We start from the raw sequence: 14,828 nt of genomic DNA on the forward strand, positions 1-14,828 counted from the left end.
CCGGGGCCGGGCCGATGTCGGCTCGGCCCCGGGTCCGCGGTCAGTTCCCCTTGAGCTCCGGGAAATCCTCCTCGAACCACTCCAGGGCGCCCCGTCCGGCCAGGTCGCCGTCGTGCAACTCGCGCTCGCGACCCCGCAGTTCGACTCGGCGGATCTTGCCCGAGATGGTCTTGGGCAACTCCGCGAACTCGATCCGGCGAACCCGCTTGTACGGTGAGAGCACGGCACGGGCGTGCCGCAGGATGGACAGCGCGCTCTCTCGGGTCGGCTCGTGCCCGGGCGCGAGCACCACGTACGCCTTGGGCACGGCCAGTCGGACCGGATCCGGCGACGGCACCACCGCGGCCTCGGCCACCGCGTCGTGTTCGATCAGAACGCTCTCCAGTTCGAACGGCGAGATGCGGTAGTCGGATGCCTTGAACACGTCGTCGGAGCGGCCCACATAGGTGATGTAGCCGTCCGCGTCCCGGGTGCCGACGTCGCCCGTGTGATAGAAGCCGTCACGCATCGACTCGGCCGTGCGCTCCGGGTCGTCGAGGTATCCGGTCATCAGGCCCAGCGGGCGGGCGGCGAGTTCGAGGCAGATCTCGCCCTCGGCGTCGGTGCCCGTGACCACCTCGCCGGAGATCGGGTCGACCAGGGCCACGGTGTAGCCGGGCAGCGGCCGGCCCATCGAGCCCGGCCGCACCTCCTGCCCGGGCGCGTTGCCGATCTGCGCGGTGGTCTCGGTCTGCCCGAAACCGTCCCGGATGGTCAACCCCCAGGCGGCCCGCACCTGTTCGATGACCTCCGGGTTGAGCGGCTCGCCCGCGCCGATCACCTCGCGCAGCGCGGTGCGCCACGCGCCCAGGTCCTCTTGGACCAGCATCCGCCACACGGTCGGCGGCGCGCAGAACGAGGTCGCCCCACAGCGCACCATCGCGTCCAGCAACGGACGTGCGGTGAACCGCTCCTGACGCACGATCAGGATCGTGGCCCCGGCGTTCCAGGGAGCGAAGAAGTTGCTCCAGGCGTGCTTGGCCCAGCCGGGCGAGGAGATGTTCAGGTGCACGTCGCCCGGACGCAGACCCAGCCAGTACATCGTGGACAGGTGCCCGATCGGGTAGCTCGCCTGGGTGTGGCCCACCAGCTTGGGCTGCGCGGTGGTGCCGGAGGTGAAATACAGGAGCAGCGGATCGGTCGCGGCGGTCGGGCCGTCCGGTACGAACGCCGCGACCGCGTCGTGGGCGTCGGGCCCGTCGTGCGCGTCGGCGAACGAGAGCCAGCCCGGCACCGGTTCGCCCACCACGATCCGGGTCCACGCGCCCGGCACTTCGGCGAAGCCCGAGGTCACCGCCGACTCGGCGATCACGTGCGCGACACCGCCCCGGGTGACCCGGTCGGTCAGGTCGGCCGGCGCGAGCATCGTGGTCGCCGGGATGATCACCGCACCGAGCTTCATCGCGCCCAGCATCGCCTCCCACAACTCGACCCGATTGCCGAGCACGAGCAGGATCCGGTCGCCGCGCCGCACGCCCCGCGCGCGCAGCCAACCGGCGACCCGGTCGGAGCGCCGGGCCAGTTCGTCGAAGGAGAGCCTGGTGTCGGTGCCGTCCTCGGCCACGATCCACAGCGCGGTGGTGTCGTTGCCACGGGCGATCACATCGAACCAGTCGAGCGCCCAGTTGAATTCGGCGGGTTCGGGGCGCGGGAAGTCCCGGCACGCGGTGGGCTGGTCCTCGCGGTGTTCGATCAGGAAGTCGCGCGCAGCGCGAAAAGCCTCGGTCGCACCCGTCGTCATCGCCGAATACCTCCGTCTGTCGTGCGGATCGCCGTACCGCAGCATCGCGTCGTCGGTACAGGAACGCACCCTCGCATCACCCGTTCGAGCGGTCAACGACCGGGCACGGGCCCCTCGCATTGACCGTCGCGGCGCCGGGCCGCAAGACTCCCGGAGACACCGCAAAAAGCACACAAAGTTGATCTTGATCCGACATTCGGGGCCGTAATTGACAGACACTACGGGGCGATCCGACCCGCGCGTGCTCGTCCTCGCCGACGACCTCACCGGCGCCAACGCCACCGCGGTGCGCTTCGCCCGGCGCGGGATGCGCACGCTGGTCACCGGTGGGCCGCCCCGGGCCTGCGTCAGCGCGCCGGACGTGCTCGTGCTGGATCTGGCCACCCGTCAACTGCCTGCCGCGCAGGCCGCGCGCCGGGTGGTCGCGGGAGCCTCGGTCTTCCCGAACGCGCCGCTGGTGACCAAGCGGGTGGACAGCACGCTGCGCGGCAATCCGGGCGCGGAGACCGCGGCGCTGCTGCATGTGCTGGACGCCCGCCCGGGGCCGCCGGTGCGCGCGCTGGTGGTGCCGGCCCACCCCGAGGCGGGGCGTACCACCGAAGGCGGCATCCATCACGTGCACGGCGTGCCGATCGCGGACAGTGAGGTTGCCCGCGACCCGTTCTGCCCGGTGACGTCCTCGTGTGTGATCGAGGCGTTCGACGTGATCGACCGGCCGATCGTGCATGTCCCGCTCGACGTGGTGCGCGGTGACTCGTCCGGCCTGGCGCGGGCGCTGTGCGAGCCCGGAGCCCGGGTCCTGGTCTGCGACGCGGTCACCGAGGCGGATGTGGAAACGCTCGCGTCGGCCGCCGCGGCCGCCGCTCTCGGCGGCGAACTGCGCTGGCTGCCGGTGGATGCCGGCCCGTTCGGCGCGGCGCTGGTCGGTGCGTCGGGCGTGCTGCCCGCCGGGCCGCCGGTGCTCGGCGTCGCGGGCAGTCTGAGCCCGCTCAGCCGTGATCAGGTCGCCGAGACCCAGCGCCGACTGGGCGCGCGCTGGTTGGACGTGGGCGATGCGCCCGACCCGGTCCGGGTCGCCGCCGACCTGGTGGCGCTGGCCCGCACCGGCGCGGCCCTGACCGGGATTCGCACCCGGATCCCGGATCGCATCGACCCGGTGCGCGCCGCGCGGCTGCCGGTGCTGCTCGGCGAGGTGGTCAAACGTGCGTTGGCGGCCGCGCCGTTCGCGGGGGTGTACGCGACGGGCGGGGACATCGCGGGCGCGGTGTGCATCGCGCTCGGCGCGGACGGGCTCGCGGTGCAGACCGAGGTACAGCCGCTGGTGGTGGCCGGCCGGCTGGTCGGCGGGCCGCACGACGGGTTGCCGTTCGCGGCGAAGGGCGGCCTGGTCGGGGACGCGAACGCGGCGGTGGCGTGTGTGTTGCACCTGCGGATGAGTTCCACCGTCCAGGCGGCTTCGCCGACGGCAGTCACGGCTCGGGAGATCGATGATGGACGACGATAGGAACACGCTGCCCGTGGTGGGGCTGACCCTGGGCGACCCGGCCGGGGTCGGCCCGGAGATCGTCGCACGCACGCTCGTGGACCCGGGCCTGCGCGGCGACGTGCGGTGCGTCGCGGTGGGCGACGCGGCGGCGTTGCGCCGGGGCGCGGGGGTCTGCGGATTGGGCCTGACGGTGCGGGTGATCGACTCCCGGGAGGTGTCGCCGGACCCGGACCCGACGGTGGTCGACATCCTGGATACCGCGACCGTCACCGACGAGGAGATCACCGAGGCGATGCCGTGGGGGCGCGTCGGTGTAGCGGCGGGCGCCGCCGCGCTCGCCGCGATCGAACTCGCGGTACGCGCCGCCGAGAGCGGTCTCGTCGATGCGATCGCGACCGCCCCGATCAACAAGGAGTCGATCTGGGCCGCGGGTGCGGGGCAACTCGGACACACCGAGTTGCTCGGCGAACTCACCGGCGCCGCGCACCCCGACACGATGTTCGTGGTCGGCGGCCTGAAGATCTTCTTCACCACCCGGCACGTGTCGCTGCGCAAAGCACTGGACCTGCTCACCGCGGAGCGGGTGGACGCGGCGATCGAGGCCGCCTACCGGGCGCTGCGGGTGTTCGGCGACGACGAGGCGCCGGTGCTCGCGGTCGCGGCGGTCAATCCGCACGGCGGCGAGGGCGGGGCCTTCGGCGACGAGGAGACCGCGGTGCTGGGACCTGCGGTCGAGCGGGCGCGGGCGCGTGGGTTGGACGTGGTCGGGCCGATTCCCGCCGACGCGGTCTTTCATCAGGGGCTGCGGGGGCGCTACGCGGGGGTGTTGTCGCACTTCCACGATCAGGGGCACATCGCGGCGAAGACGTTCGACTTCGACGGGACCGTCTCGGTGACGGTCGGGCTGCCGATCCTGCGCACGTCGGTGGACCACGGGACGGCGTTCGACATCGCGGGGACGGGGGCGGCCGAATACGCGTCGATGCGTGAGGCGGTTCGGACCGCCGTGCGGTATGTGCCCGTGCGGGCGCGGGTTCGGGCTGCGTGGGCTCACGCGCCGGGTGGGCTGTGAGGGTGGGCTGGAGTGCGGGTGTCCTCAAGCGCCGGACGGGCTGGAGTGCGGGTGTCCTCAAGCGCCGGACGGGCTGGAGTGCGGGTGTCCTCAAGCGCCGGACCGAATGAGAGTGACTAAACAAAGATCGGGCTGAAAGAGCCCCGCCCGGCATGGGGTGGCCGGACGGGGCAGGGGTTGTGGTCAGGCAGTGCAGGGGTCGCACGGACTGAGCGTGACCGGCGCGTCCGTAAGGGGCGGGAACGTGCTGACGTGGTCGGGGCACGCGAAGACCGTTCCGCCGGCGAGACCGCGCGGCGAGTCGACCAGGGCGACGACTACGCAACCATGGCGGAAGTCGTGGCAGCGTGCGCAGTAGCGGTAGGCCGGGGGGCGCAGGAGCGTCACGCCATTACCCCCGCCGCGCGTGCCGCAACGGTCCAGTCATGGACGGGTCGGCGCGTCGCTTCGGTGAGTTCGGCGAGTCGGGCTTGCTGCTGCCGCTGTTGTTCGGCCGCTTCCGCTTCGGCGCTCTGCCGGCGCCACTCGGCGAGTTCTTCGGGGGTCATCAGGTACGGCCGGACGACCGCTGCCGAGTCCTCAAGGGGCGGGTCGTCGTCGGCGGGGGTGGGCGGTACGAAGTCGCGCCACACGGACCGGCGCGGGGTCGGCTTCGGCTTGCGGGGCTCGAACCGGCGCGGGGTTCGCTCGGCGCGGATGCCGTGCTTGCCGCGGGGTGTGGGGGTGAGGAGTCGCAGCACCCATGCGAGCGCGCGGGCAATAAGCTCTGTCATGTCTCAGCTCTCCTGAAGCTTGAGGCCACTCCCGGGACCGTTGGCGCGGTCGCCGGGGCTTTCCATCTCCGAATGTACGCCCTGTGGACTGCTCTGGACTAGCTTGGACTGGACTGGACTGACGTTATATGTGGGCATGGGGCGTTGACTACGATTCGCGCATGCCCATTGATCGCGATGACCCCGCGTGGCCGTACGAGCAGGTCGTGGCTGGACTGCTGGCCGCGATCAAGGCCGGAACCCTGGCTGCCGGGGCAAAGCTGCCGCCCGAACGTGTACTTGCCGAGGAGTACGGCGTGGCTCGGGTAACGGTCGGTCGCGCCCTTGACGAGTTGACGAAGCGGGGCGTAATCGAGACTCGCCCCCGCCGCGGGACCTATGTCACACAGGCTGGCCAGGGCATCGAGGCCGACGCCTCGGAGTAGGTGCAGGGATTCCGATGCCCCGCCCGGCCGCAAGCAGTCACGAACGGACGGGGCATCTCGGCATCTCGGTTCAGTCGATGGTGCCGGTCCATCCGCCGCGCTTCAGGTGGCAAACGCCGTCGGGGGTGATTCGGACGTGCGCGCCGTAGAGCGGCAACCGACCCTCGACGTTCAGCCGTAGTCGGATACGTTCGAGCAGCTTCCAGAGTCGGCGGGGTCCGCCTTCGTGAACGATGGGTGCCGCAAACCGATGGGCGGTTGCTCTCGCCCACGATCCATCCGGGTGGACGAGTACCGCGGAGCGCGTGTCACCTTCATGCCGGTAGTCGAGTTCCACGCCGGGCACTTCGACTTCAAGCATCGACCGGACTTCCCACGCTTCGGCAATATCCATCACCGGGAAGCGACCCGCTGTGACGTGCAATCCACCCGCTACCCACGCGAGCGTCACCAGGTCGGCGAGTCCCGGCGGGTAGTCGTCGCCGTGCCGAGTCGTCATGAAGCCGGCCCAGTCGCGTTCGATGCGGCCGGTCGCCCCGCCGTCCGGGTCCTTCCATGCGGTCAGAATCAGTGACGTGTTCGCAATCGTGGTCACGAGTCGTCCGCCGGGGCGCAGTGCGGCGAGCCACGATGCGGGAACGGGGCGAACGGCGACGGTCGCAATGATTCGGTCGTACGTGCCCTGAAGGGGTCCGGTCGCGTCGACTGTTTCGAACGTCGGGTGCATGTCCATCGCTGCGAGTCGTTCGCGCGCGGCTTCGGTCAGATAGGGGTCGACGTCGACACTCGTCACGTGCTCGGCGCCGAGTCGACGGCAGGCATAGGCCGTGAGCCCCCCGGCCCCGGTCCCGACGTCCAAGAGGTCGACCCCCGCGGTCAACCGCCCATGGCGAAGCATTTGCACCACCAAACCGGGCATTGTCGCCGAGGACGTCGCACGACCGATCGGGCGGTCGTCCGGCGCGGCGTGGTCGGCGTGCAAGGGACCGACCCGGGTTACCAACGACGTGTCGCTGTATGCGGCCGTTGCCCACACTTCCGGGTCCGCCGCACCGTCGCGCACCTGCCAACCCGAGTCGGCCCGTTCCCACCACTTCGGTACGAGCGCATGCCGGGCGGTGTGTGCGACAGGCTCGCGCCATCGTGACACGGGATCCGTGATGTCCTCGGCGAGTCGGGCGGCATGTCTTTCCCAGTCCATGACCGGCCTTTCTATTCGTCGTACTTCGGGGTGCACGCTTCCTGCCGTGACGGGTCACAGTCGTTGCTGTCGTCGGGCTGACACGGCACAACCGCCCGAACGGGAATCCGCTCGACTGCCGCAAACCATTCCGGGCTGCCCACGATGTCGGCGAGCCGGTGATCCCGGACGTTGAGAACCGGCATGAACCGGCTGAGCACGCACAGGCTCAGACTGCCGTCCGGGAGCACCGCCGCGCGCCGGTCGCCACACCGGCCGCATAGCTCGGTCACGCTGGGAGTCGCGGAGGTCTCGGCTGCCCGCCCGACCGCGCGTACTCGGTCGGTCTGAATGCGGCGCACACCCATACCGACCAGCTCGGCGCGCGCCTCCTTGATGCGCTGCCCCGGCAGGATGTCAACGATCCCCGCCCGAAGCGGAATGCCCCGGCGCACGACCTCGGCAATGTTTGCCCGAGTCCGCTGGTAACTGCCTGGCCTTGTGGTGATCGTGTCGTGCTCCGCGGGGTCGTCGCTGTAGTAGGACGTGGCGAGCGAGACCCTGGGGCGCTCGAACACCGCCCATGCGAGGGGCAGCACCTTGTACAGGTTGCTGTAGACCTCCACCTGTCGACCGAGGGAGAGCGCCAAGTCGACCAGCTCGCGCCAGTGCGGGTAGATGGTCGGCTCCCCGCCGATGAGCTGAATCCGTTCGATGCCGAGCGCCGCGGCATCCGTGATGAGCATCCGCCAATCGGCAAGCGTCATCACACCGTGCGTGCCTTGTGGGGATGACGACGAAAGGCAGTGGGTACAGGCGAGTTGACAGCCTGCCGTCACTTCGAGTTCGAGGAAGTCCAGCCCCACGGGCTTGAGTGCGGTTGTCATGTGCTTTCACGCTCCCTGTCGGATCGCTAGATACCGGTTACTTCGGTGACCCGGTCGCACTTGATGCACACCATCATTCGGGTCCCGCAGATCGTTGGCCCCTTCTGCGCCGGCGTGCACTTCCCGGGCGGGCAGGGGGGTTTCTCGCTCAAGTGCCCATTCCTTAGATCGGGTGGTGCCCGCCGCGCCGAGCTGCGGGGGTGACCAGCTCGGCGCGGCGGGATCGGGCGCCCTGGTGTCGGACTCGGGCAAGGAGAGGACGACACCAGGACAGCTACGGGAGTGCTCGCGGCGGCTTGCAGGGGTCCGGGAATCGGCATCCCGGCGAGCACTTACACGGCGGGTTCGGGGACATGTGTCCGTCGCCGAACGGCCACGATGCCAACGTGCCTGCGAACAGTTCGGGCGGCTTCACCATGCGGGTTCCGGCCCGGTCAACGCGGTAGACCGCAAGCCACATCCGGCCATCGGCGGCGGGAAGCTTTGGGCTTCGGTTGTCCTGCGTCGGGTCTCGCATTTCGACTGCGCTCCTCACACTTCGCGCGCTTCACTGCTGTGTGTAAACCGATCGTGACGCGGCGCCGGACCACTCGGGAGTGAGCGCCCGTCCCGGATTTTGATGGGAAAGAGGTACCGGCGTGCGATTCGAAGCGGCCCCCGATGGCGCGAAACGGTTGCATCGGTTCGGGCTTGCGATCAGGGCGCAGCGCGAGCGAAAGGGCTTAACGCTTGCCGACATGGCAGCCGCGTGCGGGTACTCGACGTCGGCATGGTCGCGGTACGAGAACGGAAGCCCGATCCCACCCGAGCTGCCCGCGAAGCTCGACGAAGTCATGGGCACACAAGGGATGTTCGCGGTGCTGTGGGACGTGATCAAAGACGAGATGTGGCCGGACCGGTATCGCGACTACATGCGGCTCGAAGACGGGGCACGGGAGATTGGCGAGTACGCCCCGTACGTCATCCCAGGACTGTTACAGACACCTGCGTACGCTCGCGCGCTGTTCGAAGCAGTGAACCCCGACGCGACACCCGAAGCCATTGAATCCATGGTTGATCTGCGCATGAGTCGACAGATTCGGTTGCGCAGCGCTGACCCGCCCTACGTCTCTGCCGTACTTGACGAAGCGGTCATCCGGCGCGCGGTGGGTGGGCCGGCCGTTCTGTGCGAACAGCTCGAAGCCCTCTTGCCGCTGCTGGACACGTCTCGCACGCTGCTGCGAGTTGCCCCGCTTGCCCGTGGTGCCCATGCAGCCCTCGGCGCCCCACTGATCTTGCTAGGTCTGGCCGATGGTGGACAGGCCGCCTACCAAGAAGGGCTGGTAAATGGGCAACTCGTCGAAGACCCGGATGCTGTGCGAGCGCGCCGGCGGTCCTACGATCGAGTTAGTGCCGACGCGCTGACGCCGGGTGAATCGGCAGCCCTGATCACGGCGGTCATCAAGGAGTGCAAGTCATGACCCAAACCCCTCAACTCGACCAAGCTGCCTGGCGCAAGTCGAGTTACAGCAACGGGGATGGCGGCGCCTGCGTAGAGGTGGCTGACGGCTTCGCGGTCGTCCCGGTCCGTGACTCGAAGGACCCGAGCGTCGGTCACCTGACGGTCGTCCCCGCGTCCTGGTCGGCGCTGCTGTCCACGCTGCGCACGGTCTGAAGCACTCCGCGCGACCCCCGGCCATGCTCGGACCGCCGGGAGTCGCCCCGCTCTGTGAACTCCCTTGCAGCGCCAGGTAGTTCGGCAACGTGAAAATGCCCCGACTCGCCAGCGGGTAGCCAACGAGTCGGGGCATTGTTGCGAGCATCGACAGTTGCAGAAGCCCACCAAAACGCCGCAATGAGCCGTGCTGAAGTTCCCTCTCCCTGCCGCCGGAAGTAGGCCGGGGGAGGGGGTCACCCCCTGGGCAGCGCGCTCAGCTCTGGCCGGACTCGCGCCGAGAGCGATGCTCGGCAGCCCAACCGCCGGGCTGATGACGCGCGGTCTCTCGGTTGTGGCAGCGCACGCACAGCGGACGCAGACGCTCGGGCGCGTCGGGATCGGCCACGCCCTGGTCGACCAGGACACGGCGACTGAGCGGGAAGTGGTCGGCGACCGTCGCGGCAGCCGAGCACAACGCACACCACGGGTTCGCGTACAGGTAGGCACGGCGCAACCGCTTCCACCTGGTCGACGCGTACCTGTCATCCGAGGTCGGCGCGCGAAGCTTCTCGGCTTCCCGCTTGTGCTTCGGACACTGACCGCCCGAGGTCAGCTCGGGACAGCCCGGGATCGGGCAAGGGGGGCGGGGTCGTCTGGGCATGGGGGTCCTTTCCCGGGCCGGGGGACAGTCGTGAATCCCCCGGGCCCGTAGTTGTCAGATGGCGCCTGTACGGGCCTTACATGCCTTCACAGCGGCCGAGTAGCACGGCACGCAGAACGACCGCCGGTAGCCGGGCATGTCCGGGCGGGATACGCCACGCGAGACCAGCTCGCGCCGTGTCAACGGCCAGTGCGCCGACACGTCCGCCCCTTGCCCGCAGACCGAACAGAACGGACTGACATGCCTACTCGTGTCCTGAAGCATCCGCCCCCTTCGGAGAAATGACCGGCGGATCGATCGGCAACCCGTCCGTCCCCATGGGCGTCACGTCGATCAAGGCCAGGCCGTCATCGACCGAACGCTGTCGACGGATGCCCCGCGGCATTGGTGCTCCGCCGTTCACCACGCGCAAGGGGTCGGGAGTGTCGCTCCACACGGGGCGACCAAGCGCGTCCCGGGGGAAGTACGGATAGTCCCCGTTCGGGCCGGGGTCCAGCGCGTCGACCGCCATCCCTACTGCGTGCCATTCACGTAGGCGTCGCGCTCGGCTCCGAGTTCCTTTTCGTACTCGCCACCGATCTCCGTCGCCTTCTCGTCCGCCATGGTGACGATCTCTTGGAGTAGGGACGACTCGTACCAGCGCTGTTCCGGAACGGTGATCTCCTCGCCCAGTACCCTCTGGGCAGCCTGCGCGGCATCCAGAACGTGCCTGCGCTTCTCGCGTCCGGCCCGGTATTCGGCAAAGGCCATGAACCAGGGTTCGGCGCAGATGAGTTCCTTGAATCGCTCGTGTGCGGCGCTCCCTTCATCGACCACCTTGTTCGCGTGCTCGCTCCACTCCTTGACGAATGCGCGGCTGTACTCCTCTCGCCGCTGCTGCCGTCGGGTGGCTTCCGCCTCCTGTGCGGCTTCCAGTGCTGCTTGGGCTTCGGCGAGTGGACCCGAGTACTTCTCGGCTTGGGCTTGCAGCTTGGCCAGCTTCTCGGCGGCCTTCTCGACCTCGGAACTCATGCGGCCTCCTCGTTTCCGGCGGCGGACACGTCGCGGCCACTCTGCGCAGCGATTTTCTTGTCGTTCATGTAGTAGCCGAGCGACATGCGGAGAGTGGGGCTCAGTCGGTCGACAGAGTCCGGGTTGCTGTCCCTGAGTGCGGCGAGCCGTTCCATCTCCGCGTTGTACTTCCACGCGCCCGCGCGAAGTCGAAGCTTCGTTTCCTGCCGATCCGTCGACAGTGTGTAGTGCTCGGCCTTGATGATCATTCACTCACTCCATGGTGTGCAGACATGGGGAAGCCCCCGGCCAATGGACCGAGGGCGATGGGGTTCAGCGATGGCCGCAGAGCGCCGCGTCCCCGGTCGGGTATTCGACGTCGACCAGCGCAGCCCCCGCGGAGAGGCTTGGTACTCGGTCCGCCGGTCCGTCGTGCGGAGTGGAAGTGTGGTAACCGGCTTCTCTCTCGGGAGTGGTAGGGACCCGCGATGGCCGGCCCCGGTCGACTGAATCGACCTCGGCAAGTCGTGCTGCCCCGTTCCTCTCTCGGGAGTAGTGGGGGTCGGCGATGTCCTACTGTCACGGCGGAACCGGTCGACGGTGACGGGGGAGCCCGGTGACCGGCCTCTCATGACCTATGGGGAGGGACGATGGCCCCGGGACGCCGGACGGTGACGAGGTGACGTTCGAGACCCTGTTTTCGGTATGTCTTAGAGATCTCTAAGGCATATCCAAAAATGGGTCTCGAACGTCACCTCGTCACCACACCGACCGCCGAACGTGCTGTTTAGGCCGGTATGGGTGCCCGCTGTTGGACTGCGCCGGTCGGTGTGGGGTCGGCAAGCGTCAGCCTGTCCCGGGGTTGGGTGATCGCAGGCCACCCGTTGACCGTGTGCGCGTCGTTGCGGGGCTTGCCCGCCGAGGTCAACTCGGGCAGCACGGTGGACACGTTGCGGCGCTCTTCGGCCGGTGGCGCGCTGTTGCGGGGCTTGCTCGCCGACGTGTCGCCGTGGTCGGCGGGTTCGTTCAGACGTGCCCGTGTTCCCGCCGGTGTCGGCACGGTCGGCCGCTCGGTCTCGGCTTCGGCGAGCGCTTCGGCTTCTTTGATGATCGGCGTCAACTCGCCGGACAACGCGAAGGTCACCAACGACTCGTCAAGCGACTTGGCGCCGCGGGCACCTCTGCGCACGGTGAGCTTCGCGCCGGCTTCGAGCAGCATGGCGCGCTTGCCGTCCGTGTCGGCTTCTCTCCAGTCGTCGGCGTAGGTGCGGCCGGTCGGGACGGTCTTGCGTTGTTCGGGTCGGGCGGGGGTGGCTTCGAGGGTGGCGAGTCGTGCGTCAAGGGCGTCCGCGTCGCGCTGCCACAAGGCTGCCGCGCTCTTGGACTTGTGTGTGCCCTGCCGGGCGTTGTGCCGTTCCAGTTCGGCGAGCGTGGCAGCGATCTCGGGTCCGGGGTCGTAACCGGGGGTCACGATCGTGCGCCGGTACTCGATCGAGCCGACCAGCCGAAGGAACTCACGTTCGACGTACTTCTCGATCCGTTCCGCCCGGACCATTGCGCGGTGTGCGCACACGGTGCCGCGGGAGTGGGGGTTGCAGAAGTACGTAGGTAGGCGTCCGGTGTTCCCCTTGTTGAGGTACATCCGTCCGTCACAGTCGGCGCAGTGGATCACGCGCAGGAGAACGGCGGTCGTGTCGCTGCGGACGGCAGCGGTCGTCTTGGTCCGGGTGCGACTGTCGAGTACGGCGCCGATCGCGTCGTACTCCTCCCGGGTAACCAGCGGCTTCGCGGTGAACATGATCGGGGCGCCGGATGCGTCGCGGACGGGCTCGCCCTTGTGCTGCTTCCACCCCAACAGGGTGGTCGACCGAAGGATGACGCTGATGGTGTGCGGGGTCCACTGGAACCGGTCGACTTTGCGTGAGGGGCTGGTCTTGGGTCCGCCGGTGCGTCCGCCGGTCGGCCGCCCCGCCTTGATCGCGCAGTGGTCGCGCCACGTCGGCTGCTTGTCCTGGTTGAGCCCGTGGGCAATGACCGCCAACGGCTTGCCGTCCAACAGTTCCCGGATGATCCGTTCGAGGATCTCGACCCCGTACGGGTCGGGTACGAGGGTGAAGCCCGATCCGCCGTGCTCTGCGGGCATGGGCACGCTCATGTACCCGAACGGGGGCTGACCGCCCGGCCACCGGTAGGTCATGGTCCGCATGGCGGCTTGCGCCCCGGCGACGCGTTCCCGGATGGAGGTTGCTTCGACCTGAGCCGCGAACGCGAACATGGTCATCATGAGTTCGCTGACCGGGTCGAGCGGGTTCCGGAAATCGAAGATCAACCGGCCGGTTCCGCCGATGCCCTCGGCGAACACGAGCATGATGCGGTGCTCTTTCGCCCACGCGGCGAGATCCCGCATGTCTGCCATGGAGCGAATCGCACGGTCGAAGCGCCAGAACACCAGCGCGGTGAACTCGGCGGGCTTGCGCAGCCACTCGCCAAGCTCGGGACGGTCGAACGGGCCGATCTTCGACGCGCTGACGTCAAGGTCGTACGCGATCCGGTCGCCGAGGTCGATGCCGAGTGCTGCCGCCGCACCCTGGCAGGCTTCGAGCTGTCGGGCGGGGCTGGTGGTTTCGTCTGTCAGTACGGATAGGCGGATCGCGGCCACGCCGCGAAGTAGAAGGGTCTCCATGCTCGGTGTAGGGACCTGTGATGTCCTTGACGCGCTGACCTGCGACGATGCCGTGACCACGGGAGTCTCCTAGATGTACTAGTGACTCTCGTTCGGTGGACGGGCTGATTTGGGGGGCGGATGGGTTGGCCTGGTGGCTCGGGGTGGGTGTCTCCAGGCGCCGGGCGGGCTGAGTGGGGCCCGGGTTGGGTGTCTTCGAGCGTTGGCGGGCTGGTTGGGCTTGGGCGGGGGATCAGGTGATGGTCAGGGCCTGGGCGACGCGGGCGGCGAGGGCGGCGTTGTTGAGGATGAGGGCGATGTTGGCGGTCAGGCTGCTGCCGGCGGTTTCGCGGTGGAAGAAGTCGAGGAGGAACGGGGTGACCGCCTTGCCGCTGATGCCCTTGTCGGCCAGCGCGGTCAGTGCCCGGTTCAGTACCCGGTCGTGCAACTGCGGGTCCAACTGGTCGGCCTGCGGCACCGGATTCGCCACCACGACGGCGTTTCGTCCCAGCCCGAGCGCCTCGTGCGCACGCACGACGTCGGCCACCTCGTCCGCGGTGTCCACCCGCCACTCCAGCCGATGGCCGGAGTCGACCAGGTAGAACCCCGGGAACGCGTGGGTGCCGAAGCCGATCACCGGGACGTTGAGCGACTCCAGGCGCTCCAACGTCGCACCGACGTCCAGGATGGACTTGACCCCCGAGCACACCACGACGAGCCCGCACCGGGTCAGCGCGACCAGGTCGGCCGATTCGTCCCAGCTCTCCCGCGCCTCGCGATGCACCCCGCCCAGACCGCCGGTGGCGAACACCCTGATGCCCGCCTGGTGGGCCAGGTGTGCGGTCGCGCCCACGGTGGTCGCGGCGTGCCCGCCCCGGGCGGCGACCAGCGCCAGATCACGCATACCGGCCTTGAGCACGTCCGGACACGTGGCGACGAATTCGAGCGTCTCGGCGTCCAGCCCGATCGACGGGCGGCCGTGCACGACCGCGATCGTCGCCGGGACCGCACCCGCGGCCCGGACCCGGTTCTCGATCTCGCGCGCGATCCGCAGGTTGTCCGGGCGCGGCAGCCCGTGCGCGATGATCGTGCTCTCCAGGGCGACCACCGGCCGGCCCGCGGCGAGTGCGTCCGCGACCTCCGGCAGGATCCGCAAGCCGCTCACCGGTAGGACGCTACCGGGCGCGAGCGGCAGCGGCACCGCATACGCGCCGGGACGCGGCGGTTCGGCCTCGCCCCGGCGCTCGGATACTCCGATGATCATGGCAATCCGCCG

At 69.1% G+C, this 14,828-nt stretch carries 14 protein-coding genes; 5 read left to right on the forward strand and 9 right to left on the reverse strand.

Features of this window, described 5'->3' with window-relative positions:
- Window positions 1–40: 40 nt before the first annotated feature.
- Window positions 41–1,780 carry an AMP-binding protein gene (locus ABZS54_RS17780; protein WP_355536204.1) on the reverse strand — a complete coding sequence of 580 codons (1,740 nt, stop codon included), beginning with the start codon at window positions 1,778–1,780 and terminating at the stop codon, window positions 41–43.
- Between the two features lie 208 nt (window positions 1,781–1,988).
- On the opposite strand from ABZS54_RS17780, the gene ABZS54_RS17785 reads away from it, so the two are divergent.
- Together ABZS54_RS17785 and pdxA are read left to right on the forward strand one after the other, a co-directional pair.
- Complete coding sequence (locus ABZS54_RS17785) at window positions 1,989–3,284, forward strand: four-carbon acid sugar kinase family protein (protein ID WP_355536207.1); 1,296 nt, start codon at window positions 1,989–1,991, stop codon at window positions 3,282–3,284.
- A complete protein-coding gene (pdxA, locus tag ABZS54_RS17790; RefSeq protein WP_355536210.1) occupies window positions 3,271–4,338 on the forward strand; it encodes a 4-hydroxythreonine-4-phosphate dehydrogenase PdxA in 1,068 nt (355 codons plus the stop codon). The genes ABZS54_RS17785 and pdxA overlap by 14 nt, the downstream gene beginning before the upstream one ends.
- Window positions 4,339–4,721: 383 nt before the next feature.
- On the opposite strand, the gene ABZS54_RS17795 is transcribed toward pdxA, so the two are convergent.
- On the reverse strand, window positions 4,722–5,111 hold the full coding sequence (locus tag ABZS54_RS17795; RefSeq protein ID WP_355536213.1) for a hypothetical protein: 390 nt from the start codon (window positions 5,109–5,111) through the stop codon (window positions 4,722–4,724).
- A gap of 161 nt (window positions 5,112–5,272) precedes the next feature.
- Here ABZS54_RS17795 and ABZS54_RS17800 point away from each other — a divergent pair, with 161 nt between their 5' ends.
- Window positions 5,273–5,536: a winged helix-turn-helix domain-containing protein gene (locus ABZS54_RS17800; protein ID WP_355536216.1), complete on the forward strand. Its 264-nt coding sequence runs from the start codon at window positions 5,273–5,275 to the stop codon at window positions 5,534–5,536.
- Window positions 5,537–5,606: 70 nt separating this feature from the next.
- Here the strand turns inward: ABZS54_RS17800 and ABZS54_RS17805 are convergent, their stop codons facing one another.
- Both ABZS54_RS17805 and ABZS54_RS17810 read right to left on the reverse strand, forming a co-directional pair.
- Window positions 5,607–6,737 (reverse strand): methyltransferase domain-containing protein, encoded by a 1,131-nt coding sequence (locus tag ABZS54_RS17805; protein ID WP_355536219.1) that lies wholly within the window; start codon window positions 6,735–6,737, stop codon window positions 5,607–5,609.
- Between the two features lie 11 nt (window positions 6,738–6,748).
- Window positions 6,749–7,603, reverse strand: coding sequence for a radical SAM/SPASM domain-containing protein (locus ABZS54_RS17810; protein ID WP_355536222.1), 855 nt, complete (start codon window positions 7,601–7,603; stop codon window positions 6,749–6,751).
- Window positions 7,604–8,241: 638 nt separating this feature from the next.
- On the opposite strand from ABZS54_RS17810, the gene ABZS54_RS17815 reads away from it, so the two are divergent.
- The gene (locus ABZS54_RS17815; RefSeq protein WP_355536225.1) at window positions 8,242–9,063 is read left to right on the forward strand and encodes a helix-turn-helix transcriptional regulator; all 822 of its coding nucleotides are present in this window, start codon (window positions 8,242–8,244) and stop codon (window positions 9,061–9,063) included.
- On the forward strand, window positions 9,060–9,257 hold the full coding sequence (locus tag ABZS54_RS17820; protein WP_355536228.1) for a DUF397 domain-containing protein: 198 nt from the start codon (window positions 9,060–9,062) through the stop codon (window positions 9,255–9,257). Before ABZS54_RS17815 ends, ABZS54_RS17820 begins: the two co-directional genes overlap by 4 nt.
- Window positions 9,258–9,513: 256 nt before the next feature.
- On the opposite strand, the gene ABZS54_RS17825 is transcribed toward ABZS54_RS17820, so the two are convergent.
- The 5 genes from ABZS54_RS17825 to ABZS54_RS17845 form a co-directional block, all read right to left on the reverse strand.
- Window positions 9,514–9,753, reverse strand: coding sequence for a hypothetical protein (locus tag ABZS54_RS17825; protein WP_355536231.1), 240 nt, complete (start codon window positions 9,751–9,753; stop codon window positions 9,514–9,516).
- Between the two features lie 660 nt (window positions 9,754–10,413).
- Window positions 10,414–10,911, reverse strand: coding sequence for a hypothetical protein (locus ABZS54_RS17830; protein WP_355536234.1), 498 nt, complete (start codon window positions 10,909–10,911; stop codon window positions 10,414–10,416).
- Complete coding sequence (locus ABZS54_RS17835) at window positions 10,908–11,159, reverse strand: hypothetical protein (protein WP_355536237.1); 252 nt, start codon at window positions 11,157–11,159, stop codon at window positions 10,908–10,910. The genes ABZS54_RS17830 and ABZS54_RS17835 overlap by 4 nt, the downstream gene beginning before the upstream one ends.
- 518 nt (window positions 11,160–11,677) lie before the next feature.
- Window positions 11,678–13,573: a recombinase family protein gene (locus tag ABZS54_RS17840; RefSeq protein ID WP_355536240.1), complete on the reverse strand. Its 1,896-nt coding sequence runs from the start codon at window positions 13,571–13,573 to the stop codon at window positions 11,678–11,680.
- A 232-nt stretch (window positions 13,574–13,805) separates the two neighbouring features.
- A complete protein-coding gene (locus ABZS54_RS17845) occupies window positions 13,806–14,816 on the reverse strand; it encodes a pseudouridine-5'-phosphate glycosidase (RefSeq protein ID WP_355536242.1) in 1,011 nt (336 codons plus the stop codon).
- Between the last annotated feature and the right edge of the window lie 12 nt (window positions 14,817–14,828).

Source organism: Embleya sp. NPDC005575, from assembly GCF_040605455.1.
Classification (GTDB): Bacteria; Actinomycetota; Actinomycetes; order Streptomycetales; family Streptomycetaceae; genus Embleya.